The organism is Methylorubrum suomiense (genome assembly GCF_022179765.1).
Classification (GTDB): Bacteria; Pseudomonadota; Alphaproteobacteria; order Rhizobiales; family Beijerinckiaceae; genus Methylobacterium; species Methylobacterium suomiense.
In genome coordinates, this window is the sequence record NZ_BPRE01000014.1 from 130,559 (window position 1) to 155,029 (window position 24,471).

The window sequence follows — 24,471 nt, forward strand, 5'->3', positions numbered from 1 at the left end:
GCCGACATGGTCGCGAGCCTGAGCCGCACGAAATCCGCCGCCCCTCAGCCGAGCGAGCTGCTGTTCACCGGCAATGACTGGGACTTCCACACCATCCGGCGCATCCACGACGCCTGCGAAGCGGTGGCGGGACCGGAACTCGGCCTATCCTGGTATCCGAACCAGATCGAGATCATCACCGCCGAGCAGATGCTCGACGCCTATGCCTCGATCGGCATGCCGCTGTTCTACAAGCACTGGTCATTCGGCAAGCACTTCGCCCAGCAGGAGGCAAGCTACCGGCGTGGCCTGATGGGGCTCGCCTACGAGATCGTCATCAACTCCGATCCGTGCATCTCCTACGTCATGGAGGAGAACACGGCGACGATGCAGACGCTGGTGATCGCGCACGCCGCCTTCGGCCATAACCACTTCTTCAAGAACAACTATCTGTTCAAGCAGTGGACCGACGCCGAGGGCATCCTCGACTATCTCGATTTCGCCAAGAGCTACATCGCCCGCTGCGAGGAGCGCTACGGCCACGGGGCCGTCGAGCAGGTGCTCGACGCCGCGCATGCCCTGATGAGCCAGGGCGTCCACCGCTATCCCCGCAAGAAGCGCCCGGACCTCGCCAGCGAGCAGCGCCGCGAGCGCGAGCGCGAGGAGCACGGCGAGCAGATCTACAACGACCTCTGGCGCACGCTGCCGGCCAAGACCGGCGCGGCCAAGGGCGACCCGGCCCTGGAGCGGCGCAAGGCGCTGCTCGAGCTGCCGCAGGAGAACATCCTCTATTTCCTGGAGAAGGTCGCCCCGCGCCTGCGGCCGTGGCAGCGCGAGATCCTGCGGATCGTTCGGCTGGTGGCGCAGTATTTCTACCCGCAGCGCCAGACCAAGGTCATGAACGAGGGCTGCGCCACCTATTGCCACTACCGGATCATGAACGCGCTCTCGCAGAAGGGGCAGCTCAGCGAGGCGGCCTATCTCGAGTTCCTGACCTCGCACACCAACGTCATCCGTCAGCCGAACTTCGACGACCGCTCCTTCGGCGGCCACAATCCCTATGCGCTGGGCTTCGCCATGATGCAGGACATCGCCCGCATTGTGGAGAACCCGTCGGACGAGGATCGCGACTGGTTCCCCGACATCGCCGGCACGGGCGATGCCATGTCGGTGCTGCGCGATTGCTGGGAGAATTACCGCGACGAGAGCTTCATCGCGCAATTCCTCTCGCCCAAGCTCATGCGCGACATGCGCCTGTTCCACGTGGTGGACGACCCCGACGAGCCGGAGATGCGGGTCGAGGCGATCCACGACGAGCGCGGCTACCGCAAGATGCGTCGCTCCTTCGCCCGGCAATACGACGTGGCGTGGCTCGATCCCGATATCGAGGTGGTGGACGTCGATCTGGAGGGCGACCGCAAGCTCATCCTCCACCACAAGGCGCTCAACCGCATCACCCTGCAGAAGGAGGACGCACGGCGCGTGCTCCAGCACCTCGCCGACCTTTGGGGCTACGACGCGGTGCTGAAGGAGGTCGACCCGGCGAGCGGCGCGGTGCTCGTGGAGCACAACGCGAGCGCGCGGCCGATCTTTTTCTAGGACATCTCCCTTCACCCCCCTCATCCTGAGGTGCTGAGCGTCAGCTCAGCCTCGAAGGAGGCTCCAGCTCGCGATGTGATCCCTGGAGTCCCCCCCCTTCGAGGCCGCTACGCGGCACCTCAGGATGAGGGTCATGGTGGGAGTGGCGTCGTCAGAGCGAGAGCAGCGCAGCGCTCGCGTCGCGCGCGGCCTCCGCGAGGCGCACACGGCCGCCATCCAGAACAGCCCCTCCCCCCGCGATCAGGGCGAGCGCCGCCGGGTAGAGCCGGTGTTCCTGCACGATGACGCGGGCGGCCAGCGTGTCCGCGTCGTCGCCGGGCAGGACCGGCACCGCCGCCTGGGCGACGATCGGCCCGGCATCGAGCTCCGGCACGACGTAGTGGACGGTGCAGCCATGGAGCCGCACGCCGGCTTCGAGGGCGCGCTCATGCGTATGCGTACCCTTGAACAGCGGCAGCAGCGAGGGGTGGATGTTGATCATCCGCCCGGCCCAAGACTCGACGAAGGCGTCGGTGAGGATGCGCATGAAGCCCGCAAGCACGATCAGCTCGATGCCGGCAGCCTCCAGCTCCCGTTGCAGGGCTGCATCGAAACCCGCGCGATCGGGATAGGCCCTGTGGTCGATGGCGCGCGCCGGGATGCCGGCTTCCCGGGCACGGTCGAGACCGGCGGCATCGGGGCGGTTCGACAGGACGAGCACGATCTCGGCCGGGTAGTCCGAAGCACGGGCCGCCTCGATCAGCGAGACCATGTTGGAGCCGCGGCCGGAGATCAGGATCGCGACGCGTTTCCGTGTGTTCTGGGTTTGGGCGGACATGGGCGTTCCGGGCAATCTCCGGTCATCCCATTGTTCCCCTCATCCTGAGGTGCCGCGTCAGCGGCCTCGAAGGCGGGATCCAGGGATCGCGGGACTCTTGGAGCCCTCCTTCGAGGCCTCCGCTTCGCTACGGCACCTCAGGACGAGGTGAGTGGATGGGAGCAGGCGGCCTTGCGCGGTTACAGCGCCAGCCGCCCCGTGAACGTCACCGGCTCCGCCCCCCGCTCGGTGATCCGTCCGAGACGCACCGGCGCCTCGCCGGCTTCCGCGAGCGCGGCGGCGACGGCATCGGCCGCATCGGCGGCGGCGACCACCACCATGCCGATCCCGCAATTGAAGGTCCGCAGCATCTCCGGCTCGGCGACGCCCCCCTCTCGTGCCAGCCATCCGAAAACCGGCGGCACGGAGATCGCGGACAGATCGACCTCGATGCCGACGCCCTCGGGCAGGACGCGGGGCAGGTTGTCGGGGAAGCCGCCGCCGGTGATGTGAGCGAGGGCGCGGATGCCGCCCGCGCGCTTCAGGGCGGCCAGCAGCGGCTTCACGTAGATCCGCGTCGGCTGCAGCAGAGCCTCTCCCAGCGAGCGGCCCGGCGCGAACGGCGCGTCGGCGTCGTAGGAGAGGCCGGTCTTGGCCACGATCCGGCGCACCAGCGAGAAACCGTTGGAATGGACGCCGGACGACGGCAGTCCCAGCACCGCATCACCCGGCAGGATGCCCGGCCGCGGCAGCAGCGTGCCGCGCTCGGCCGCGCCCACCGAGAAGCCGGCGAGGTCGTAATCGGAGCCGTCGTAGAGGCCCGGCATCTCGGCGGTCTCACCGCCGATCAGCGCGCAGCCCGCCTGCCGGCAGCCCTCGGCGATGCCGCGCACGATGTCGGCGCCGACGCCCGGAACGAGCTTGCCGGTGGCGTAATAGTCGAGGAAGAACAGCGGCTCGGCGCCCTGGACGATGATGTCGTTGACGCACATCGCCACGAGGTCGATGCCGATCGTGGCGTGTCGCCCGGTCTCGATGGCGATCTTCACCTTGGTGCCGACGCCGTCATTGGCGGCGACCAGGATCGGATCCTTGAAGCCCGCGGCCTTGAGATCGAACAGGCCGCCGAAGCCGCCGATCTCCGCATCCGCCCCCGGCCGGCGCGTGGCGCGCACCAGCGGCTTGATGGTCTCCACGAGCGCGTTGCCCGCGTCGATATCGACGCCGGCCTGCGCGTAGGTGAGCCCGTTCCCGTCCTGCGCCGTCATCGCCGTCCCGTCGCACATCCACGATTCATGGACATGCGCTGCCACATCGCGGCGCGAATGGCCACTACCGCGCGCGCAAAGCGCCGCATTCGGGCACAGTATCCTGCACCGGATCCGGCATCGACCGGATGTGGCCAGGACGCGGCGCCTTGACCCGCAGGGCCACGCTTCCCACACTTCTGCCACGGCGACGAGACGTAGGGAGCCTCGATGCGCGCACGGGCCATCATCGGGCTTTCGATTCTCGCGGTCCTCATCTTCCTGCTCTACGAGCTGCGCGAGGTGATGCTGCCCTTCGTGGCGGGGCTCGCGCTCGCCTACCTGCTCGATCCCCTCGCCGATCGGCTGGAGCGGCTCGGCCTCGGGCGGCTCGCCGCCACGCTCATCATCCTGGCGGGTTTCGTCGTCGGCTTCGTGGTGCTGCTCATCCTCGTGGTGCCGCTCGCCGCTGGACAGATCGCGGCCCTCGTCAACACCTTGCCGGGCACCGTCTCGCGTCTGCAATCGATCCTGGTCGAGCGGGCCGGGCCGCTGCTGGAGCGGCTCGGCGGCAAGGAGGTGGTGGGCGAGCTGCAATCCTCCGTCGGCACGCTGGTCGGCCAGGGCGGGACGTGGTTCCTCGCCTTCCTCAAGTCGCTCTGGACCGGCAGCCAGGCTCTGGTCTCGATCGCCTCGCTCCTCGTCGTCACCCCGGTCGTCGCCTTCTACCTGCTGCACGACTGGGATCGGATGATCGCGGCGCTGGACCGCTGGGTGCCGCCGCGCCACCGCCCGACGGTGCGACGGCTCGCCGGCGAGATCGACGGCGCCGTGACCGGCTTCGTGCGCGGGCAGAGCCTCGTCTGCCTGATCCTCGGCTCGTTCTACGCCGTCGGCCTGTTCTTCGTCGGGCTGAACTTCGGCGTCCTGATCGGAATGATCTCGGGCTTCCTCACCTTCATCCCCTATGTCGGCACGCTCACCGGCTTCATGCTGTCGGTCGGCGTCGCCCTGGCGCAATGGTGGCCGACCGGCGACTGGCTGCATATCGGGCTGACCGTCGGCGTGTTCGTCATCGGCCAGTTCCTCGAGGGCAACGTCATCTCGCCGAAGCTCGTCGGCGACTCGGTCGGCCTGCATCCGGTCTGGCTGATGTTCGCGCTGCTCGCGTTCGGCTCGCTGTTCGGCTTCCTCGGCCTGCTGCTCGCCGTGCCGGTCGCCGCTTCCCTCGGCGTGCTCGTCCGCTTCGGCATCGAGCGTTACCTGGAGAGCCGTCTCTATCGCGGCGACGGGCCGGTGCTGATCGGCGAGACCGAGGCCGCCCGTCTGCCGATCCGCGATTGACAGGTCCGTCACTCGGCGTGCGGCCCGGCGCGCTATATGCTGTCCCCATGCGCGACACCGCCCCCCCGAAGCAGCTGACCTTCGACCTGCCGCTCGACCCGCGCTACGGCGCGGAGGATTTCCTGGTCAGCCCCTCGAACGAGGAGGCCTATGGCCTGATCGAGGCGTGGCCGGACTGGCCGGACACGGTGTTCCTGCTCAAGGGCCCACCGGGCAGCGGCAAGAGCCATCTCGCCTCGATCTGGGCGAGCCGGGCCCAGGCCTGGACCGTGACCGCCGCGTCGGTCGGGAGCAGCGACGTCGCCCACCTGATCTCCAACGGCGCCCTGGTGGTCGAGGACGTGGACCGGGCGGAGGGCCGCGACGAGGCCGCCCTGTTCCACCTGCTCAATCTGGCCCGCGAGCGGCGCTTCCCCGTGCTCCTCACCGCCTCCGGGCCCGTGGACGGCTTCGGACTCAAGGTTGCGGATCTGCGCTCGCGCCTGCGGCTCGCACCGGGTGCCGAGATCGGCCCGCCGGACGACGCGCTGCTCAAGGCGGTGATCGTGAAGCTGTTCGTCGATCGTCAGCTCGTGGTCGATCTGTCCGTGGTCGAGGCCCTGGCGTTTCGCATCGACCGTTCGCTGGCCCGCGCCCGCGAGGTGGTGGCCGAGCTCGATCGTGACGCCCTCGGCCGTCGGCGCCGCATCTCGAAGCCGCTCGCGCTCGCCGTGCTGGACCGGATTGGCGGCAGCGAGCCCGCGATGGAGGAGGACGGGCCGTGATGCGGCGTGCGGCGCACCTGCTGCTCGCGCTCCTGGCCTTCGGGCCGGCAACCGCGCGAGCGGCTCTGGAGGGTGTGCCGCCCGGCGGCATCGACAATTGGTCCGACCTGCGGAACCTGTTCGTGCGATGCTGGACGGTCCCGAAGGGAACCGAAGGCTCGCTGATCGCCTTCCAGTTCCTGCTGGCCCCCGATGGCGGCATGCGGGGCCCGCCTCGCGTGGTCGGCAAGCGCCTGACCGGGGATGCGGATGCGCAGAAACGCTTCTCGGACGCGGCCTACGCGCCGTTCTCGCGCTGCCTGCCCGCGCCGCTGACGCCGGGGTTCAAGGCGTTGCTCGGCGAGACGCTGATCCATCTGAGCTACGTCAACGGCCCCCGCATCAAGGCCCGCAATCTCGGCGCAGCCATGACGATCTTCGCCGAGGAGGCGCGACGGGAGGCGGAATAGGCCGCGCCGGTCAGTCCGGCCGCCGTCACGAAACTGTCAAACAAGCGCGGGCCGCTCATGCTACGGAGCCGGCCGCGATCGAAACGGAGAGGAGCCCGCGCGTTGTCGGAAGCCGAGACGGACGGTCTGGTGCAGGACGCCGAGGCGCTGGAGGCCGAAGAGACCAGCCTCGCCACGGAGAGGGGTGTTCGCAGCGAGACGGCGCGCGCCCGCACGGCGCGGGCCGCGCGCATCATTGCCGCCGAGAAGGCCGCCGAGAAGCCGCCGGAGCCGGAAGCCGGCACCGATCCCACAGCGACCGTGGCCGCCCGCGAACCGGTGATCGAGGCGGGCCGCGCCCTGCGGCACTCGCCCGAGCGCTTCGTCAACCGCGAGCTGTCCTGGCTGCAATTCAACCGCCGGGTTCTGGAAGAGGCCTCCAACCCCAACCATCCGCTGCTGGAGCAGCTGCGCTTCCTCTCGATCTCGGCCAACAACCTCGACGAGTTCTTCATGGTGCGCGTCGCCGGCCTGCATGATCAGGTTCGCGCCGGCCTCACCGTGCCCTCGCAGGACGGGCTCTCCCCCGCCGAGCAGCTCGTGCGGATCGGCAACGAGGTGTCGCGGCTGGCCCTCGACCAGCAGGAACGCTGGCGCCAGCTGCGCGCGGAGCTGAACGTCAACGGCATCCACCTCGCCGAGCCGGCGGAGCTGTCGGCCGAACTCCTCGCCTGGCTCGAAGACTACTTCCTGGCCCATGTCTTCCCGGTGCTGACGCCGCTGGCCATCGACCCGGCCCACCCGTTCCCCTTCATCCCCAATCTCGGCTCGACCATCGCCTTCATGCTGGTGCGCCCCCGCGACGGGCGGACCTTGCGGGCGCTGATCCGCATGCCGGCGGTGCTCGACCGCTTCGTCCGCCTGCCCGATCAGGACGGCGACGCGACGGCGCGCTTCATCGCCATCGAGCAGGTGATCGTGAAGTTCGCCGCGCGCCTGTTCCCCGGCTACACCCTGAAGGCGCAGGGCGCCTTCCGCGTCGTGCGCGATTCCGACCTCGAGATCGAGGAAGAGGCCGAGGACCTCGTCCTGCACTTCGAATCGGCGATCAAGCGCCGCCGCCGCGGCGTGGTGATCCGCCTCGAAGTCGAGGCCGGCATGACCGAGGAGCTGCGCGCCTTCGTGGCCGACGAGCTGGAGATCGCCCCCGACGCGATCTTCCTCGTGGAGGGGACGCTGGCGCTCAACGAGCTGTCGCAGATCGTCGGGATCGACCGGCCGGACCTGAAGTTCAAGCCCTACAATCCGCGCTTCCCCGAGCGCATCCGCGAGTCCGGCGGCGACGTGTTCGCCGCGATCCGCCAGAAGGACTTCTGCGTCCACCACCCCTACGAGTCGTTCGATTCGGTGGTGCAGTTCCTCTACCAGGCCGCCCGCGATCCGAACGTGGTGGCGATCAAGCAGACGCTCTACCGCACCTCCTCGAACTCACCGATCGTCGCGGCTTTGGCCGAGGCGGCGGAGGCCGGCAAATCGGTGACCGCCCTGGTCGAGCTGAAGGCCCGCTTCGACGAGGAGGCCAATATCCGCTGGGCGCGCAATCTCGAGAAGGCGGGCGCGCAGGTCGTGTTCGGCTTCGTCGAGCTGAAGACGCATGCCAAGCTATCGATGGTGGTGCGCCGCGAGGGCGACCGGCTCGTCACCTACTGCCATGTCGGCACCGGCAATTATCACCCGATCACCGCGCGCATCTACACGGACCTGTCCTTCTTCACCGCCGATCCGGCGATCGGCCGGGACGTGTCGCGCATCTTCAACTTCGTCACCGGCTATGCCGAGCCGGCCGAACTGGAGCGCATGGCGGTCTCGCCGCTGACGCTCAAGCCGCGCCTGCTCCAGCACATCGAGGAAGAGATCGCCCACGCCAAGGCCGGGCGACCGGCGGCGATCTGGATCAAGTGCAACTCGCTGGTCGACAGCCAGATCATCGACGCGCTCTACGACGCCAGCCAGGAAGGCGTGCAGATCGATTGCGTGGTGCGGGGCATCTGCTGCCTGCGCCCCGGCATCCCCGGTCTCTCCGAGACGATCCGGGTGAAATCCATCGTCGGGCGCTTCCTCGAGCACGGGCGCGTCTACGCCTTCGGCAACGGCGCCGGGCTGCCGCATCCGAAGGCGACCGTTTACATCTCGTCGGCCGATCTGATGAGCCGCAACCTCGACCGCCGCGTCGAGGCCTTACTGCCGATCACCAATCCGACTGTGCATCAGCAGGTGTTGGACCAGATCATGCTGGCCAACCTCCTCGACAACCGGCAGAGCTGGCGTGTACTGGCCTCAGGTGCCTGCGAGCGGATCGGCCCTGCCGAAGGGGAAGAGCCGTTCAATGCGCACAAGTATTTCATGACGAATCCGAGCCTGTCCGGGCGCGGCAAGTCGTCGAAGAAGTCGAGCCCGCGGGCGCTCAGCCGCCGCGCACATCGCTCGTGACCGACAGGCTCCGTGCCGGAGCAACCACGCCCCGGCGCGTCACCATCGACGAGCGCGCCGCCGGGCTCGCCCCGGGGTGCCTCCCTGGCAAGGGGATCGCATGGGTCCGCCCCGTTCGCACCTGACGCTCGCCCACGATGCCGAACGGCCGGGGCCCATGACGAGCACCATGACCGCACCCGTCGCGATCATCGATATCGGCTCGAACTCCGTGCGGCTCGTCGCCTATGACGGGCTGCAGCGGGCGCCGACGCCGCTCTACAACGAGAAGGTCCTGTGCGGCCTCGGCCGCGCGGTCTTCTCAACCGGGCGGCTCAACGACGAGTCGGTGCAGCGGGCGCTCACCGCCCTTCGGCGCTTCCGCGTTCTGTGCGACACCATGCGGATCACGCGCATCTTCGTGCTCGCCACGGCGGCGGCCCGCGACGCTGCCAACGGTCCGGCCTTTCTCGACGCGGCCCGCGCCGCGCTCGGGCAGGAGATCCAGCTCCTGTCGGGCCGACGCGAGGCGGAATTGTCGGCGCTCGGCGTCGTCTCCGGCTTCTACGCCCCGGACGGCGTGGTGGGCGATCTCGGCGGCGGCTCGCTCGAACTCGTCGATGTCCACGGCGTCACCGTCGGTTTGGGCGTGACCATGCCGCTCGGCGGGCTGGCGCTCCAGGACCTGTCCGAGAACTCCCCCAAGAAGGCGCGGAAGATCGCCCGCGACCACCTGCGAAAGGCCGAGCCTCAGCTGGAGACTCTGCGCGGCCGCACCTTCTACGCCGTCGGCGGCACGTGGCGGGCTCTGGCGCGGCTGCATCAGGCGGCGCGCGGCTACCCGCTCCACGTCATGCACGGCTACACCGTCGAACCGTCCGACGAATTGAGCTTCCTCGAAATGGTCGAGACGACCGATACGGCGACGCTCCAGGAGGTCGAGACCATCTCCGAGGCGCGCCGGCCGCTGCTGGCCTACGGTGCCGTGGTGCTGGAGGAGATCATCCGCCTGGGCCGGCCCCGCGAGATCGCGATCTCGGCGGGCGGCGTGCGCGAGGGACTCCTGTTCGAGCAACTCGACCGCGAGGCCCGGGCCCTCGATCCGCTGATCGTCTCGGCCCAGGAACTGAACGACCAGCGCGCCCGCTCTCCCGGCCACGGCGAGGAGCTGCGTGCCTGGACCGACCGCTTCGTCGAGACCCTCGACGGGCCGGAGACCGCGGGGGAGCGCCGCCTGCGCCACGCCGCCTGCCTGTTGTCGGATATCGGCTGGCGCGCCCATCCCGATTATCGCGGCGAGCAGAGCCTCAACGTCATTGCCAACGCCGCCTTCACCGGCATCGACCATCCGGGACGGGCCTACCTCGCCCTCTCCGGCTACTTCCGCCACGAGGGCGTCGCCCCGGAAAAGGCGAGCCCGATGCTGCGCGGGCTTGCCGGGCCGCGCCTCTTCGACCGCGCCCGGCTGATCGGTGCGCTCCTGCGGGTCGCCTTCCCGGTCTCGGCCGGCATGGCCGGTCCCCTCGCGCGGATGCCGGTGGCAGTGGAGGACGGGAAGGTCGTCCTGCGGCTGCCGCGCGAATGGGAGGCCTTGAACGGCGAGCGCCTTCTCAACCGCGTCCGCGGCCTCGGCCGGGTGATCGGTCTCGACGGGCGCATCGACGTCGCCTGACGGATCCCGGCCCGGACGCTCAGCGAAGCGTCAGCGGAAAGCTGAGCTCGGTATAGCCTTCCAGCGTCAGCAGGCCGGGCGGCGGAGGGGCGAACGGACCGGCGGCCTCGACGGCACGGCGCGCCCGTTCGCCCAGGGCCGGACTCCCCTCCTCGATCGCCACCCCGTCGAGGGCGCCGTCGGCGGCGATCCGCACCCGCAGGGTCACCGGGCCGCCGCGCCCCGGCGCGACCCGGTCCGCCGCGCCGATGCGGCTGACGACGGTGGCGACCCAGGCGCGGGCCTTGGCATCGACCCGCGGGGCCGCCGCCGCGGGCGGCATCGGCAGCGCGAGGAGCGACAGGACGAAACAGCGCGTCAGAAAACGGAACGCCACGCGACACCACTCCGGCGGCCGGGCTCGAAGCCGGCCCGTGAGAATGAAACGATAGAGCCGATCGGAAGAGGCAGCCGCATCCGTCTGGAGCGACCGGACGATGATGGTTCGTGCCGGCAGCCCGCGCCGCCGCAACAAAAAGGGCGCCCTGGGGCGCCCCGAACGCAAGACCGGGACCGATCACATCGTCGTGTCGGTCACGGTGACGCGTCTCACATGCGGTTCTTCTTGGACTTCATCTTCTTCGACTTCATCGGGCCGCTGCCGGACATCTTTCCGCTCATCTTGCTGTCGGGCTGCACGCCGGTGGCGTTGGAGCCGGTCATCTGTGCGGTATTGCCGCTCTGGGCCGAAGCCGGGGTGGCGATCGCCGCCGCACCGAGGATGAGGGCGGCAGAGAGAGCGATGGCGTGCTTCATGGGGCGTCTCCCGATTTGTCGTTGCAGACTTCCGAACCGCAACGACAACGAGGTCCTGCGGCCGAGGTTCCGCCCGCGGACCGACAGCCTTGTCACTGCGCCGCAACACGAATTCGGCGCGAGCCCCATCCCTGGGCCGCTCAGATCGTGGCCGCCGCACCCCGCCGCAGATGCTCGTCCAAGCGCGGCATGATCTCGACGAAGTTGCACGGGCGGTGGCGATAATCGAGCTGGCTCGCCAGGATCCCGTCCCAAGCATCGCGGCAGGCGCCGGGCGAGCCCGGCAGCACGAAGATGTAAGTGGCGCCCGCCACCCCCGCGGTCGCCCGCGATTGCAGCGTCGAGGTGCCGATTTTTTCGTAGCTGATGCGATGAAAGATCGCCGAGAACCCGTCCATCCGCTTCTCGAACAGCGGCTCCAAGGCCTCCGGCGTCACGTCGCGACCCGTAAAACCGGTGCCGCCGGTGGTGAGGATTACGTCGATCCCCGGATCGCGCACCCAGGCCCCGACCCGCTCGCGAATAGCGCCGACCTCGTCCGGCACGATGTCCCGCTCCGCCAACCGATGCCCGGCCTCGGTCAACCGTGCGGCGAGCGTATCGCCGGACTTGTCGTCGGCGAGCGTGCGCGTGTCGGACACCGTCAGCACGGCGATCGAGAGGGGGATGAAGGAGCGGGCAGGTTTTGAGTCGGACATCGGCGTCTCGCGGGCGTTCACGGCGGATGCTGCCGCATATGGCGTCGCCCTGTCGACTTGTCCCGTGAATGTCCGGCGGGCACGGCAGGGGCGCCGGGGAACGCGTTTACGCTCCCTCCCGCCCCATGCTAGGCGCCGTCGCAAATCGCGCGTCCGGACGAGGCCTCGAACAGCATGATTCCCCGTTATTCCCGCCCCGAGATGGCCGCGATCTGGTCGCCGGAGAGCCGGTTCCGGATCTGGTTCGAGATCGAGGCCCATGCCACCACCGCGCTGGCCAATATCGGCGTCGTCCCGAAGGAGGCCGCCGACAAGGTGTGGGAGAAGGGCCGCGACGCGGTCTTCGACGTCGCCCGCATCGACGCGATCGAGGCGGTGACGAAGCACGACGTCATCGCCTTCCTGACGCACCTGGCCGAGATCGTCGGGCCGGAGGCGCGCTTCGTCCACCAGGGCATGACCTCCTCGGACGTGCTGGACACCTGCCTCAACGTGCAGCTGACGCAGGCCGCCGACATCCTGATCAAGGATCTCGACGCGCTGCTCGCCGCCCTGAAGCGGCGCGCCTTCGAGCATAAGCTGACCCCGACCATCGGCCGCTCGCACGGCATCCATGCCGAGCCGGTCACATTCGGCCTCAAGCTGGCCCAGGCCTATGCCGAATTCGACCGTGCGAAGGAGCGCCTGATCGCGGCGCGCAAGGAAGTCGCGACCTGCGCGATCTCGGGTGCGGTCGGCACCTTCGCCAACATCGATCCGCGGGTGGAGGAATACGTCGCCGAACAGATGGGACTCCAGCCGGAGCCGGTCTCGACCCAGGTGATCCCGCGCGACCGCCACGCCATGTTCTTCGCGGTGCTCGGCGTGATCGCGAGTTCGATGGAGCGGCTCGCCATCGAGGTGCGCCATCTCCAACGCACGGAAGTGCTGGAGGCCGAGGAATTCTTCTCCGAGGGGCAGAAGGGCTCGTCCGCCATGCCCCACAAGCGCAACCCGGTGCTCACCGAGAACATCACCGGTCTCGCCCGCATGGTGCGCGGCTACGTGACCCCGGCGCTGGAGAACGTCGCGCTCTGGCACGAGCGGGACATCTCCCATTCCTCGGTCGAGCGCATGATCGGTCCGGACGCCACCGTCACCCTCGACTTCGCGCTGGCGCGGCTCACCAGTGTGATCGACAAGCTGCTGATCTACCCGGCCAACATGCAGAAGAATCTCGACCGGCTCGGCGGCCTCGTCCATTCGCAGCGGGTGCTGCTGGCCCTCACCCAGGGCGGCGTCTCGCGGGAGGATTCGTATCGGCTGGTCCAGCGCAACGCGATGCCGGTCTGGCGCGGCGAGGGCGATTTCCTGACGCTGCTCAAGGCCGATCCGGAGGTGACCGCGGTGCTGAAGCCGGAGCAGATCGAGGAGTGCTTCGACCTCGGCTATCACCTCAAGCACGTCGACACGATTTTCTCGCGCGTGTTCGGGGCGGCCTGAGCGGGGACGTCCAGCACGGAATCTGCTTCTCCACGCGACGACGGAACGCCCGAGACCTCCGATGACCCGCACCGCCTACCTCAACGGTGAGTTTCTGCCCCTCGACGAGGCCCGCATTCCGGTGATGGACCGCGGCTTCCTGTTCGCCGACGGGATCTACGAGGTCGCGGCGGTGCTCGGCGGCAAGCTCGTCGACAACGCCGCGCATCTCGCCCGCCTCGACCGCTCGCTGTCGGAGATCGGCATCCGCAATCCGCATTCCGCACAGGAATGGGAACGGTTGGAGACGGAACTCGCGACCCGCAACGGGCTCACCGAGGGGCTCGTCTACATCCAGGTCACGCGGGGTGTGGCCGAGCGCGACTTCTCCTTCCCGAAGGAGGACGTGGCACCGACCGTGATGATGTTCACCCAGGCCAAGAGCATCGTCGCCAATCCCCTGGCCGAGATTGGGGCGAAGGCGATCACCGTCCCGGATCTCCGCTGGAAGCGCCGCGACATCAAGTCGGTGGCTTTGCTGGCGCAGGTCATCGCCAAGCAGCAGGCGGCGGAGGCCGGCGCGGCGGAGGCCTTCATGGTCGAGGACGGCGTGGTGACGGAGGGCTCGTCCTCCTCGGTCTTCATCGTGACCAAGGCCGGCGCGATCGTGACGCGCCCGCTCTCGCACGCGCTGCTGCCGGGCATCACCCGGGCCGCCGTGCTGGCCCTCGCCGCCGAGACCGGGCTCGCCTTCGAGGAGCGGCTCATCAACGCCCGCGAACTCACCGAGGCGGCGGAAGCCTTCTACACCTCGGCCTCGGCCTTCGTGATGCCGGTGGTCGAGATCGACGGCCACACGCTCGGCGATGGCCGGCCGGGGCCGGTGGCGCGGCGCCTGCGCGAACTCTACTTCGCCTTCGCCGAGGGCCGGCGGGGATAGGCGTGCGGAGATCCGAAGAGGACCGCGAAGAGGAACGTCCATGGGGGCGCCCCCGTTGGTCCGCATAGGATCGACTGAGGACGCTATGACTTTCGGAAAGACGATGTTCGGTGCCGCCGCCCTGTTTGCCGCTTTCGCCGGCACGGTGGCGCTCGCACAGGATCCCTCCGTGCCCCAGCGCGGGCAGGACAGCGACCCCAAGCTGCCGGCCCCCAACGACCGGGTCCCCGAGAAGGTCCGGCCGGAGGGCGATACGACCGGGACCACGCTGAGCGACAAGCTCGAGAAGTCGGATGGCGTGATCAAGCCGCCGGCCGGCGTCGATCCCGAGATCCGGACCATCGCGCCGGATCCGACCCCGAACTCGACGCCGGTCATCAAGCCGCCGGGCAACGCCAAGTAGTCGCTGGAGACGAGTTCGAGCACGGCAGCCCCGCAGGTAGCGGGGGGCCGGTCCCCAGCCGGCACGGGCCGCTTCGCTTGACGGGCCTGCGCAGATCGCCGAAGACGCCCCGTATCTTTGATCCCCCGGCGCAAGGCCGGGGTTTTCGCGCGTGGCGCACCCGCTTGGCGCTCGCGCGGCGATATCGGCCCGAAGGGTGATTGCCGGCTTGGCTTACGGCCGCGGCAAGGCATCGACAGGCCGGGGCACCGTTCCGGAATCGTTTCGGGGCGAGGCGCCGGCGATTACGAGACAGGTCACACGCGCATGGCGAACGTCGTCGTCGTAGGCGCCCAATGGGGCGACGAGGGCAAGGGCAAGATCGTCGACTGGCTCTCCGAGCAGGCCGACATCGTGGTGCGCTTTCAGGGCGGCCACAATGCGGGCCACACGCTGGTGGTGGGCAACGCGGTCTACAAGCTGTCGCTGCTGCCCTCGGGCGTGGTTCGTGAGAACACCCTGGGCGTCATCGGCAACGGCGTCGTGCTCGATCCCTACGCCCTCGCCTCCGAGATCGATCGCTTGGCCGGACAGGGCATCACGGTCACGCGGGAGAATCTGCGCGTGGCCGACAACGCCACGCTGATCCTCTCGCTTCACCGCGAACTCGACGCCCTGCGCGAGGACGGGGCTCCGGGCACCAAGATCGGCACGACCAAGCGCGGCATCGGACCGGCCTACGAGGACAAGGTCGGTCGCCGCGCCATCCGGCTGATGGATCTCGCCGAGCCAGAGACCCTGCCGCCGAAGATCGAGCGCCTGCTCGCCCACCACAATGCGCTCCGCCGCGGCTTCGGTCTCGAGGAGATCGCGGAGCAGACGATTCTCGACGAGCTGACCGGCATCGCCGACCGGGTGCTGCCCTATCAGGACACCGTCTGGCACCTGCTCGACGAGGCGCGCCGCAAGGGCAGCCGCATCCTGTTCGAGGGCGCCCAGGGCGCGCTCCTCGACGTCGATCACGGCACCTATCCCTTCGTCACCTCCTCCAACACCGTGGCGGGTCAGGCCGCGACCGGTTCGGGGCTGGGGCCGCGGGCGATCGGCTACGTCCTCGGGATCGCCAAGGCCTACACCACCCGCGTCGGCGAAGGTCCCTTCCCGACGGAGCTCCACGACGCGATCGGCCAGCGCATCGGCGAGCGCGGCCACGAATTCGGCACGGTGACCGGGCGCAAGCGCCGCTGCGGCTGGTTCGATGCCTGCCTCGTGCGCCAGACCGTGCAGACCTCGGGCATCGACGGCATCGCGCTGACCAAGCTCGACGTGCTCGACGGCTTCGACGAGATCAAGGTCTGCACCGCCTACGACATCGACGGCAAACGCTACGAGCACCTGCCGGCGAGCCAGGCCGCGCAGCAGCGCGCGGTGCCGGTCTACGAGACGATTCCCGGCTGGCCCGGCACCACCGCGGGCGCGCGGTCTTGGGCGGAACTGCCGGCCCAGGCGATCAAGTATGTGCGCCGGATCGAAGAGTTGATCGGGGCACCGGTGGCGCTCCTCTCGACCTCGCCGGAGCGCGACGACACGATCCTCATGCACAATCCCTTCGAGGATTGAGCGCAGGATTGGACCGGTAGAGCCGGCGGACAGGACAGGCGGATCCGGGCACGATGGCCGACTATTATCCGTTGCTCGCGCGCGCGCTCGAAGCCCTGCCCGATCGTACGCCGGCCTTGCGCAAGGCGGTCTACGACCGGGCCCGCAGCGCCCTGATCGGGCAGTTGCGCAATCTCGATCCGCCGGTGCCGGGAGCCGATATCGAGTTGGAGCGCAAGGCGCTCGACGCGGCGATCGGGCGGCTGGAGATCGAGTACGGCACCACGCCCGCGGCCCCATCGGCGGCGCCCGCACCGGCTCCGGCAGTGCCGTCGGGTCGGCCCGAGCCCAGGGCGGAGATGCCGGCGGTGGCGCCCGCTGCGCCGCCTCGGCCCGAGGCCGCTTCGCCCAAGCCCGTCGAGGCGAAACCGCCGCAGGCCGATCCTGTCGAGCCCGCGACGCCGATACTGCCGCCCGCTGAGCTGCGCGCGCCCGAGCCGGTGCCGGAGGCGGCGCTCACCTCCGATCATCTGCCGGAGCCCGGCCCGCCGGTCGACGCGCAACCCTTCGTGCCGCCCCCGCGCCGACCGAAGGTCGAGGAGCGGGCTGAGACACCGGGCTTCATTCCGGTCGCGGCGAATGCCGAGAGCGACGAAACCCCGTCGAACGATCCCGCGAACGGCCGCCAGCGACCGCGTATCGACGTGGTGGCGCCGTCGGGTGGTCGATCGCGCCTCCTGCGCAATCTGTTCGTCGGCGCGGTGCTGGTCAGCGTGATCGCCCTGATCGCCGTCGCGGCCTTCTTCCTGCGCGACCAGCCGTCCGAGCTACAGCGCAATACGGCCGAGACTCAGGAAGGAACCCCCGCCGAGACCCCGGACGCGAAATTCGCCGACCGGGTCGGCGGCGAGGCGGAGTCGCGTCCGAAGCCGGCGGCCCCCGGCGCAGCACCGGCACAGCCGGAGATGACGGTCTCGCAGCGCGCGGTTCTCTACGAGGAAAACACCGCCGATCCACGCGCCCAGCCCAATGCCGTCGGCGGCCACGCGGTCTGGCGGCTCGACACCGTGAGTGGCGAGCAGGGTGAGCCGCTGCAGACGGTTCTGCGCGCCACGATCGAGTATCCGGAAGCCGGGCTCACGCTGACGATGACCCTGCGGCGCAACCGCGACGCGACCCTTCCGGCCTCGCACACGATCGAACTGGCTTTCACCAATTACGGCTCGGGCGCCAAGCGTTCGGTGCAGAATGTCGGCCTGCTTCAGCCCAAGGAGGAGGAATCGGCCCGCGGCTCGCCGGTGTCAGGCCTTCCGGTGCGGGTGCGCGAGAACCTGTTCCTGATCGGCCTGTCGTCACTCAAGAGCGACGTCGACCGCAACACCGATCTGTTGCTGCACCGGAACTGGTTCGACCTTCCCGTCTCCTACGCATCGGGCTCGCGGGCGATCCTGACCTTCGAGAAGGGCAGCGCGGGCGCCCGCGCCATGCAGGCCGCCTTTGACGCCTGGAAGGACTGAGAAGTCCGGGTTTTCGAAGGGCTCGCCCCGCTGGCGGGGCGGGGGGGGGGCCCCCGCCTCCCCGGAGCCCGAGACCTTACGCCCGTGCCTCGGTACGGGGCAGTTCGCGCGTGGCGAGATTGCGCTTGACCGCTTCCTGCACCTTCTCGAAGGCGCGCACCTCGATCTGACGCACGCGCTCACGGGAGACGCCGAACTCACCGGACAGATCCTCCAGCGTGATCGGGTCGTCGGCGAGCCGCCGCGCCTCGAAGATGCGGCGCTCACGGGCATTGAGCACGCCGAGAGCGTCGCGCAGGGCCGAGAGGCGGTTGCGCCCCTCCTCCTCGCGGGCCAGCACCGTCTCCTGGCTCGGGCTGTTGTCGACCAGCCAGTCCTGCCACTCGCCCTCGCCCTCCTCGCGCAGGGGCGCGTTGAGCGAGGTATCGCCGGACAGGCGACGGTTCATGTCGACCACGTCCTGCTCGGGCACCCCGAGCGAAGTGGCGATCGACTTGACCTGATCGGGGCGAAGATCCCCCTCGTCGAGGGCAGAGATACGACCCTTGGCCTTGCGCAGGTTGAAGAACAGCTTCTTCTGGTTGGCGGTGGTGCCCATTTTCACGAGCGACCAGGAGCGCAGGATGTATTCCTGGATCGCCGCCTTGATCCACCACATGGCGTAGGTGGCCAAGCGAAAGCCCTTGTCCGGATCGAAGCGCTTGACCGCCTGCATCAGGCCGACATTGCCCTCGGACACCACTTCGCTGATCGGCAATCCGTAGCCGCGGTAACCCATGGCGATCTTGGCGACGAGGCGCAGATGCGAGGTGACGAGCCGGTGCGCGGCCTCGCGGTCGCCGTGGTCGCGCCAGGTCTTGGCCAGGGTGAATTCTTCCGCCGGCTCCAGCATCGGGAACTTGCGGATCTCGTCGAGGTAGCGCGAAAGGCCTCCCTCGTTGGCAAGCACGGGTAGTGCGCCAGCCATGTGCACCTCCTTCAACAGCCCCCCTGTCGGGCGGGCTCCAAGCGCGGCCGCTCCTCTTGAGCCGGCCATGCCGCATCCCATCTTAGACGGGTTCCGCCATGCCCGGTAGCGACCAACGCTGTTCACGCGGGGTCCAACGCGCGAAGCGGAGTCCGGGTTTAACGTGTCACGCGGGCGCACCCATCGCGGTGCCGAAACGCACCTTTTCGCCTTCGACCGGATCAAGCCTCCAACGCTCTGAGCAGATTTGAGAAATCCTCGGGCAGAGGGCTCTCGAACCGCAGCCGTTCGCCGGTGCGCGGATGCAGAAATCCGAGTTCGGCCGCGTGCAGCGCTTGGCGGTCCAGGGCGGCCAAGGCAGCCCGCGGCTTCTCGCTCAGCCGGGCCGCCTTGGTCTTGAAAGCGGCGCCGTAGGTGGCATCGCCGAGGAGCGGATGGCCCCGATGGCTCAGATGCACCCGGATCTGGTGGGTTCGCCCCGTCTCCAGACGGCAGCGCACCAGGGCCGTGAGCCCGTCGCCGCCCGGCAGATTCTCGACCCGGTAATGGGTGACGGCATGGCGCCCCTCCCCGTCCCGCACCACCGCGATTTTTTCGCGGTTATGGCGTGACCGTGCCAGGGACGCCGTGATGGTGCCGGCGCGGGGCTCCGGCACGCCCCAGACCAGGGCGAGATAGGCCCGCTCCAGCGCCCCGCTGCGGCCGTGATCGGCGAATTGGGCCGAGAGCCCCTGATGCGCGCGATCGTTCTTGGCGACGACGAGGAGCCCGCTCGTATCCTTGTCGAGCCGGTGGACGATGCCGGGCCGCCGCACACCGCCGATCCCCGAGAGGCTGTCCCCGCAATGGGCGATCAGCCGGTTGACCAGCGTGCCGTCCTCATGCCCCGCCGCCGGGTGGACGACGAGGCCCGCGGGCTTGTCGATGACGATCAGGTCGTCATCCTCGTGGACGACGACGAGCGGCAACGCCTCGCCCTGGGGCTCGGCGGGAAGCGGCGCCGGCACCAGAACCTCGAGGCGGCTCCCACCTGCGATTTTGCGCGACGGGTCGCGGATCTCCACATCGTCGCAGCGGACGTGGCCATCGCGGGCGAGCGCCTGAAGGCGGGCGCGGGAGAGATCCTCGAAGCCCCGGGCCAGGACGCGGTCGAGCCGCTCGGGTGCGGCCCCCGGTTCGACGACGAGGCTGCGGACGGTCGTATCGTGAGTCACCGAACTTTTCTCGCTGCAGCGCCCGAAACGGCTTGCCCGGGCGCGGAGGCCTCGCTATAGCACCACTCGCCGGCCCGGAAGCTCCCATCGTCTAGCGGTCTAGGACGTCGCCCTCTCACGGCGAAAACAGGGGTTCGATTCCCCTTGGGAGCGCCACCGGTCGAACAAGCCCCTGACGGGGCTTATTTTTTGCCTGAACGCCTTCCATCCAGACGCACCGGGCCCATCGGCTCGATCAGCCCCGTGCCGGCTTGCCGTCGTGGACGAGGCGGCGCGCATTCGGGCGCATCCTCGTCCTAGGTTTGTCAGGCCGCTTCGGCATCCGCGTAGGAGCGGCAATGTTCGAGGTAGCCGACCTCGTGGCGACCAGCGAGATCGACCACGCTCGACCACAGCCAGGAGGGCGCGCCCTCGGCTTGCGAGATGCCGCGGGTGACGTCGCGCCGCCAGTTTGTGCGAACGGTCGCCTTCATCTGCCGGCCATGGGAGGCACCGACCACGTGGGCGAGGTAGCGCGCCGCCCGCACCGCCTCGCCGCGACCGAACTGATCGACATCGAGCTTCAGGTCCTGCGGCAGCAATTCGCGCACCACGACCGGCTTCCCGAGAATCCGCGCGGGCAGCATGCGCTCACCCAGATTCGGCGACAGCGCCCGGGCGCCCGCCACGACGCGCTCGGCCGGGTTCTTCGGCATCTCGACGCCGGGCGCCGGCGGTGCCGCCGCGGCGACCGCCTCCTTCAGATCGACCAGCGCCAGCCTCGGCTTCTCGCCGCGCTCGTCGATGCGCAGCAAGGCGGCGTAGCGCAGGAAGCCCAGCGAGGAACATCCCTTCATCCAGTACGCGGCATCGAGCATGCGCACGCGGGCCTCGCTCGCCTGGCCGTTCAGCGACAGGACGAGGTCCCGCACCCCCTCCTCGCGAAACAAGGTCTCGAGGGCGTCGCGCTCGTCGGCATCGAGGGCCCAGAAGCGGCGACCGAGGGGAATCCTCGGCTCCACGTCCCTGAGCCGCTCGCGGGCGAGGTGCTTCCAGTGCCGGCCGAGCGCCCGGCGGCGGACGGTACGGACCGCATCGGGCTCCGGCGGCTCTCCGTCGCCGTCCGGCGCCGCGAGACCCTCGGCATAACCCCGCACCATCTCCTCCAGCATCCGCGCGGTGACGACGCCGGGCAGGTTGGAGCCGCGGGCGGCGCTCGCCAGCGAGAGCCCCAGCCGGACGAGGTCGTGCGCCGGATTTCCGATCACCGTCTGATCGAGGTCGCGGATCTGAATCGCGACCGCCCCCTCCGCATCGGCCAGCGGCCCGAGATTGCCGAGATGACAATCCCCGCAGATCCAGATCGGCGGTCCCTCGGGAAGCGTGCCGCGGGGCAGGCCGTCGAGCCACTGATAGAACTTCAGGGTGTTCCCGCGGACATAGGCATGGGCCGATTTCGCCATCTTGAGCGCCCGCTGCCGCTCCAGCGTGGCCTCGCGGTCCGCCCGTTCCACCGATCGATGCGACGTCATCCGCTTCCCTTCGTGCCCCGCATCGCGCCATCCATCCGGCTTGCCAAGCAAACCGACAACGCCGCGCTGCCGGGAAACCGTGGCGCGGCCCAACGTCCCGGTATGGATGAGATTCCTTTCCGGAACGTGGGAGGGCTGCGCCGCCTGGGCCCTATCGACCGAGGCGCCGCCAGCACTTTATCGGGAATAGCGCCCGTCACGGCTGCGTTCAGCTATGGCGAGGTTGCAACGAAGCCGACAAAACAGCGGGCCGACTCTCGGAAACGACTTTCGGCACGACCATGCCCGCGCGGCGACGATCAACCCCCTATCGGGGCCATTGGGAGCCCGGCGCGTTGCTGGCAGAACGGTTCGGTCTACGTCGACTCATCGCCGCGCTGTTGGCAGCGCCTGAGGAGGCCACGCCCCCTGCACGATCTGTGGCTTCGGCGCCGAAAATCCGACCGCCCTCCCGCCCGGAGAGCCGCCGCCACGGCCCGACGCCCGCACACGTCATCGGCCACCGCCAGAGCGCCGAGGGCCTCGTGATCGTCGATCACACCGACGCACCGGACTGGGATGCTTGGATCGACGCGGAGCCGGGCGGCAACTTCTACGCCGCCAAACCCTGGGGCACGTACAAGGCTCGGCTGAACTGGACGGTCCGGCGCATCGCGGTCCAGGACGGCAGCGGACGTCCCCTCGCTTTCGTGCAGGTACAAGAGCGCTGCATCGGGCCCGCGCGCTTCGTCCTGGCACAGGGCTGCCCCGTTTTGACCGCGGCCGGAAGAACGCGGGCGGAAGCCGCGCTGAGCGCCCTGCGCGATCACCTCGATCTCGGCCCCTTCGATCTCTTCGGCGTCAATTTCCAGGAATTCCAGGACAACGAGGCGATGTCGGCCTTGCTGGCACTCGGTTTCGTCCCTGTCGTCTCAGCCCGCCAGCACACGCTCGAACTCGATCTGACCCGCCCGATCGCGACGATCGAGGCCGAGCTCGACCCGAAATGGCGGCGCAAGCTCGCCAAGGCCCGGCGCAATGCCGATCTCGAGACACGAATATTGACCGGGGCACAGGAGCGACTGCGCGCCTTCGACGTCTTCACCGAGATGTATGCCGCGCTCCGGAGCCGTAAAGGCTTCTCGAACACCTTCGACCCGCAGGCGTTCCGGGACATCGCCGCCACCGACCCACGCCTCGTCATCCTCGAAGTGCGCGAGAACGGATCACCGATCATGGTCCGGATCGCCCACCGGGCCGCCGCGCGCTGGACCGACTTCTTCGCAGCCTCCAACGAGCGCGGACGGGCCACCAACGCCGCCGCCCTCTCGGTCTGGAGCTCGATTGAACGGGCGAAGGACGAGGGCTGCCCGATCTACGACCTCGGCGGCATCGATCCGGCGGGCGATCGCGGGGTGTTCGATTTCAAGCGCGGGATCAGCCGGCGCGTCGTCCAGAGCACGCCGCTCTGGCTCTACGGGCGCTCACGCCTCGTGCGCTCCCTCGCTGCCGCCTTCCTGGCCCAGCGCTGAGCGACGGCGACGGCACCCGGTCGCAATCCTCGACATCCTCTCCCGCCGATCAACCCTGCGATCCATCCGGCACGCGCGCCACGAGCGGCGAACACGGCATGCATCAAGGCATCGTCGACGAGGCGTCTCCGCCGCCGGGTCGGTTCTATGCAATTCATTACGAGTCGATAAAGGCTGTTGTTACACCGTAATTTAGTCCAAGACTGCGAAGGTCGGTCTCATGTTTCGGCGTGAGGCGGGCTTTCGCGGCTCATAACAGGTCGCTTCCCCTCTCGTCGTCTCTCAGGTGAGTCTCCCGCAGTCGGTCTCGTCCTTTCATGAGCCAAACATCCCGTTTCGGCACAGAGTTCGAGGGCACGCCGCTTGCTGAAGAGTCATCCATCTCATCATCCCGTCCCGCTGATCCGAGACGAGCAGGTGAGCTCGCAGTATCCTGAGTTGGCGCGTACCGAGGACTACGATGAAGACTGCTCTCATCACCGGCATCACGGGTCAGGACGGCGCGTACCTGGCAGAGTTGCTTCTCGGACGCGGCTACCAGGTGCACGGCATCAAGCGCCGCTCCTCGAGCTTCAACACCGGTCGCATCGACCACCTGTATCAGGACCCGCATGAGGAGGACGTGCGCCTCCACTTGCATTACGGCGACATGACCGATTCGGCCGCCCTCACCCGCATCATCGCGGATGTGCGACCGGACGAGATCTACAATCTCGCCGCGCAGTCGCATGTCGCCGTCAGCTTCGAGACGCCGGAATACACCGCCAATGCCGACGCGGTCGGCCCGCTCCGCATTCTCGAAGCCATCCGCCAGCTGAGACTGACCGAGTCCACCCGCTTCTATCAGGCCTCGACCTCGGAGCTGTACGGCCTCGTCCAGGCCGTGCCCCAGCGCGAGACGACCCCGTTCTATCCCCGCTCGCCCTACGGCGTGGCCAAGCTCTACGCCTACTGGATCACGGTGAACTACCGGGAGGCCTACGGCATCCATGCCTCCAACGGCATCCTGTTCAATCACGAGAGCCCGATCCGCGGCGAGACCTTCGTGACCCGCAAGATCACCCGCGCCGTCGGCCGCATCGAGACCGGTCACCAGGACTGCCTCTGGATCGGCAATATCGACGCCCAGCGCGACTGGGGCCATGCGCGCGACTACGTCGAGGCGATGTGGCTCATGCTGCAGCAGGACAAGGCCGACGACTACGTCATCGCCACGGGTGAGACCCGCTCGGTGCGCAGCTTCATCGAGGCGGCCTTCGCCGAGGTCGGCCGCACCATCGTCTGGGAAGGCACGGGCGTGGATGAAGTCGGGCGCGATGCCCGCACCGGCGACGCCCTGGTGCGGATCGATCCGCGCTTCTTCCGCCCGACCGAGGTCGAACTTCTCGTCGGCGACGGCACCAAGGCGCGCGAGGCCCTCAACTGGACCCCGCGTACGACGTTCCAGGAACTCGTGCGCGAGATGGTGGAAGCCGATCTGGAAGAGGCGCGGTTCGAGGCCGAGACGGCTTTGCGCCGTCCGCGTCATCACGGCGTGCCGCTGCGCTTGGCCGCCGAGTGAGCCGAGCCATGGCGAGC

The 24,471-nt window shown here is 68.9% G+C and carries 21 protein-coding genes and 1 tRNA gene; 14 read left to right on the plus strand and 8 right to left on the minus strand.

What is annotated here, in order from left to right:
- The first annotated feature begins 6 nt into the window (after positions 1-6).
- On the plus strand, positions 7-1,578 hold the full coding sequence (locus tag MFF26_RS20080) for a SpoVR family protein (protein WP_137829672.1): 1,572 nt from the start codon (positions 7-9) through the stop codon (positions 1,576-1,578).
- 151 nt (positions 1,579-1,729) lie between these two features.
- Here MFF26_RS20080 and purN read toward each other — a convergent pair whose 3' ends face one another.
- Together purN and purM are read right to left on the minus strand one after the other, a co-directional pair.
- Positions 1,730-2,395: a phosphoribosylglycinamide formyltransferase gene (gene purN, locus MFF26_RS20085; protein ID WP_137829673.1), complete on the minus strand. Its 666-nt coding sequence runs from the start codon at positions 2,393-2,395 to the stop codon at positions 1,730-1,732.
- A gap of 179 nt (positions 2,396-2,574) precedes the next feature.
- On the minus strand, positions 2,575-3,642 hold the full coding sequence (gene purM, locus MFF26_RS20090) for a phosphoribosylformylglycinamidine cyclo-ligase (protein ID WP_137829748.1): 1,068 nt from the start codon (positions 3,640-3,642) through the stop codon (positions 2,575-2,577).
- A 210-nt stretch (positions 3,643-3,852) separates the two neighbouring features.
- Between purM and MFF26_RS20095 the strand changes: the two genes are divergently transcribed.
- From MFF26_RS20095 to ppx, 5 genes are all read left to right on the plus strand, one after another.
- Positions 3,853-4,965: an AI-2E family transporter gene (locus tag MFF26_RS20095; RefSeq protein ID WP_137829674.1), complete on the plus strand. Its 1,113-nt coding sequence runs from the start codon at positions 3,853-3,855 to the stop codon at positions 4,963-4,965.
- Positions 4,966-5,012: 47 nt separating this feature from the next.
- On the plus strand, positions 5,013-5,729 hold the full coding sequence (locus tag MFF26_RS20100; protein WP_238308446.1) for a P-loop NTPase family protein: 717 nt from the start codon (positions 5,013-5,015) through the stop codon (positions 5,727-5,729).
- Positions 5,729-6,178 carry a UCP034077 family protein gene (locus tag MFF26_RS20105; protein WP_210236204.1) on the plus strand — a complete coding sequence of 150 codons (450 nt, stop codon included), beginning with the start codon at positions 5,729-5,731 and terminating at the stop codon, positions 6,176-6,178. The genes MFF26_RS20100 and MFF26_RS20105 overlap by 1 nt, the downstream gene beginning before the upstream one ends.
- Positions 6,179-6,280: 102 nt before the next feature.
- Entirely contained in the window at positions 6,281-8,647 is a 2,367-nt protein-coding gene (locus MFF26_RS20110) for an RNA degradosome polyphosphate kinase (RefSeq protein WP_137829676.1), read from the plus strand.
- Between the two features lie 100 nt (positions 8,648-8,747).
- Complete coding sequence (gene ppx / locus MFF26_RS20115; protein ID WP_137829677.1) at positions 8,748-10,298, plus strand: exopolyphosphatase; 1,551 nt, start codon at positions 8,748-8,750, stop codon at positions 10,296-10,298.
- A gap of 19 nt (positions 10,299-10,317) precedes the next feature.
- Here ppx and MFF26_RS20120 read toward each other — a convergent pair whose 3' ends face one another.
- The 3 genes from MFF26_RS20120 to moaB form a co-directional block, all read right to left on the minus strand.
- Positions 10,318-10,674 (minus strand): TonB family protein, encoded by a 357-nt coding sequence (locus MFF26_RS20120; protein ID WP_238308447.1) that lies wholly within the window; start codon positions 10,672-10,674, stop codon positions 10,318-10,320.
- A 212-nt stretch (positions 10,675-10,886) separates the two neighbouring features.
- Entirely contained in the window at positions 10,887-11,093 is a 207-nt protein-coding gene (locus MFF26_RS20125) for a hypothetical protein (protein WP_137829678.1), read from the minus strand.
- A 140-nt stretch (positions 11,094-11,233) separates the two neighbouring features.
- Positions 11,234-11,791, minus strand: coding sequence for a molybdenum cofactor biosynthesis protein B (gene moaB / locus MFF26_RS20130; RefSeq protein WP_137829679.1), 558 nt, complete (start codon positions 11,789-11,791; stop codon positions 11,234-11,236).
- 174 nt (positions 11,792-11,965) lie between these two features.
- Here moaB and purB point away from each other — a divergent pair, with 174 nt between their 5' ends.
- From purB to MFF26_RS20155, 5 genes are all read left to right on the plus strand, one after another.
- Positions 11,966-13,273 (plus strand): adenylosuccinate lyase, encoded by a 1,308-nt coding sequence (gene purB, locus MFF26_RS20135; RefSeq protein ID WP_238308448.1) that lies wholly within the window; start codon positions 11,966-11,968, stop codon positions 13,271-13,273.
- A 61-nt stretch (positions 13,274-13,334) separates the two neighbouring features.
- A complete protein-coding gene (locus tag MFF26_RS20140) occupies positions 13,335-14,192 on the plus strand; it encodes a D-amino-acid transaminase (RefSeq protein WP_137829681.1) in 858 nt (285 codons plus the stop codon).
- A gap of 103 nt (positions 14,193-14,295) precedes the next feature.
- Positions 14,296-14,595, plus strand: a complete 300-nt coding sequence (locus MFF26_RS20145; protein WP_238308449.1) for a hypothetical protein — start codon at positions 14,296-14,298, stop codon at positions 14,593-14,595.
- 306 nt (positions 14,596-14,901) lie between these two features.
- Positions 14,902-16,194, plus strand: a complete 1,293-nt coding sequence (locus MFF26_RS20150) for an adenylosuccinate synthase (protein WP_137829683.1) — start codon at positions 14,902-14,904, stop codon at positions 16,192-16,194.
- A 53-nt stretch (positions 16,195-16,247) separates the two neighbouring features.
- Positions 16,248-17,690, plus strand: a complete 1,443-nt coding sequence (locus MFF26_RS20155; protein ID WP_238308450.1) for a histidine kinase — start codon at positions 16,248-16,250, stop codon at positions 17,688-17,690.
- 76 nt (positions 17,691-17,766) lie between these two features.
- Here MFF26_RS20155 and rpoH read toward each other — a convergent pair whose 3' ends face one another.
- Both rpoH and MFF26_RS20165 read right to left on the minus strand, forming a co-directional pair.
- Positions 17,767-18,657 (minus strand): RNA polymerase sigma factor RpoH, encoded by an 891-nt coding sequence (gene rpoH, locus MFF26_RS20160; protein ID WP_137829685.1) that lies wholly within the window; start codon positions 18,655-18,657, stop codon positions 17,767-17,769.
- Positions 18,658-18,878: 221 nt separating this feature from the next.
- The gene (locus MFF26_RS20165) at positions 18,879-19,871 is read right to left on the minus strand and encodes an RluA family pseudouridine synthase (protein ID WP_137829686.1); all 993 of its coding nucleotides are present in this window, start codon (positions 19,869-19,871) and stop codon (positions 18,879-18,881) included.
- Positions 19,872-19,951: 80 nt separating this feature from the next.
- Between MFF26_RS20165 and MFF26_RS20170 the strand changes: the two genes are divergently transcribed.
- Positions 19,952-20,027 (plus strand) — tRNA-Glu (locus MFF26_RS20170).
- A gap of 149 nt (positions 20,028-20,176) precedes the next feature.
- On the opposite strand, the gene MFF26_RS20175 is transcribed toward MFF26_RS20170, so the two are convergent.
- Positions 20,177-21,382 (minus strand): DUF2252 family protein, encoded by a 1,206-nt coding sequence (locus tag MFF26_RS20175; RefSeq protein WP_137829687.1) that lies wholly within the window; start codon positions 21,380-21,382, stop codon positions 20,177-20,179.
- Positions 21,383-21,906: 524 nt separating this feature from the next.
- Between MFF26_RS20175 and MFF26_RS20180 the strand changes: the two genes are divergently transcribed.
- Complete coding sequence (locus MFF26_RS20180; RefSeq protein WP_238308451.1) at positions 21,907-22,893, plus strand: lipid II:glycine glycyltransferase FemX; 987 nt, start codon at positions 21,907-21,909, stop codon at positions 22,891-22,893.
- 460 nt (positions 22,894-23,353) lie between these two features.
- Positions 23,354-24,454: a GDP-mannose 4,6-dehydratase gene (gene gmd, locus MFF26_RS20185; RefSeq protein ID WP_137829689.1), complete on the plus strand. Its 1,101-nt coding sequence runs from the start codon at positions 23,354-23,356 to the stop codon at positions 24,452-24,454.
- Positions 24,455-24,471 lie beyond the last annotated feature (17 nt).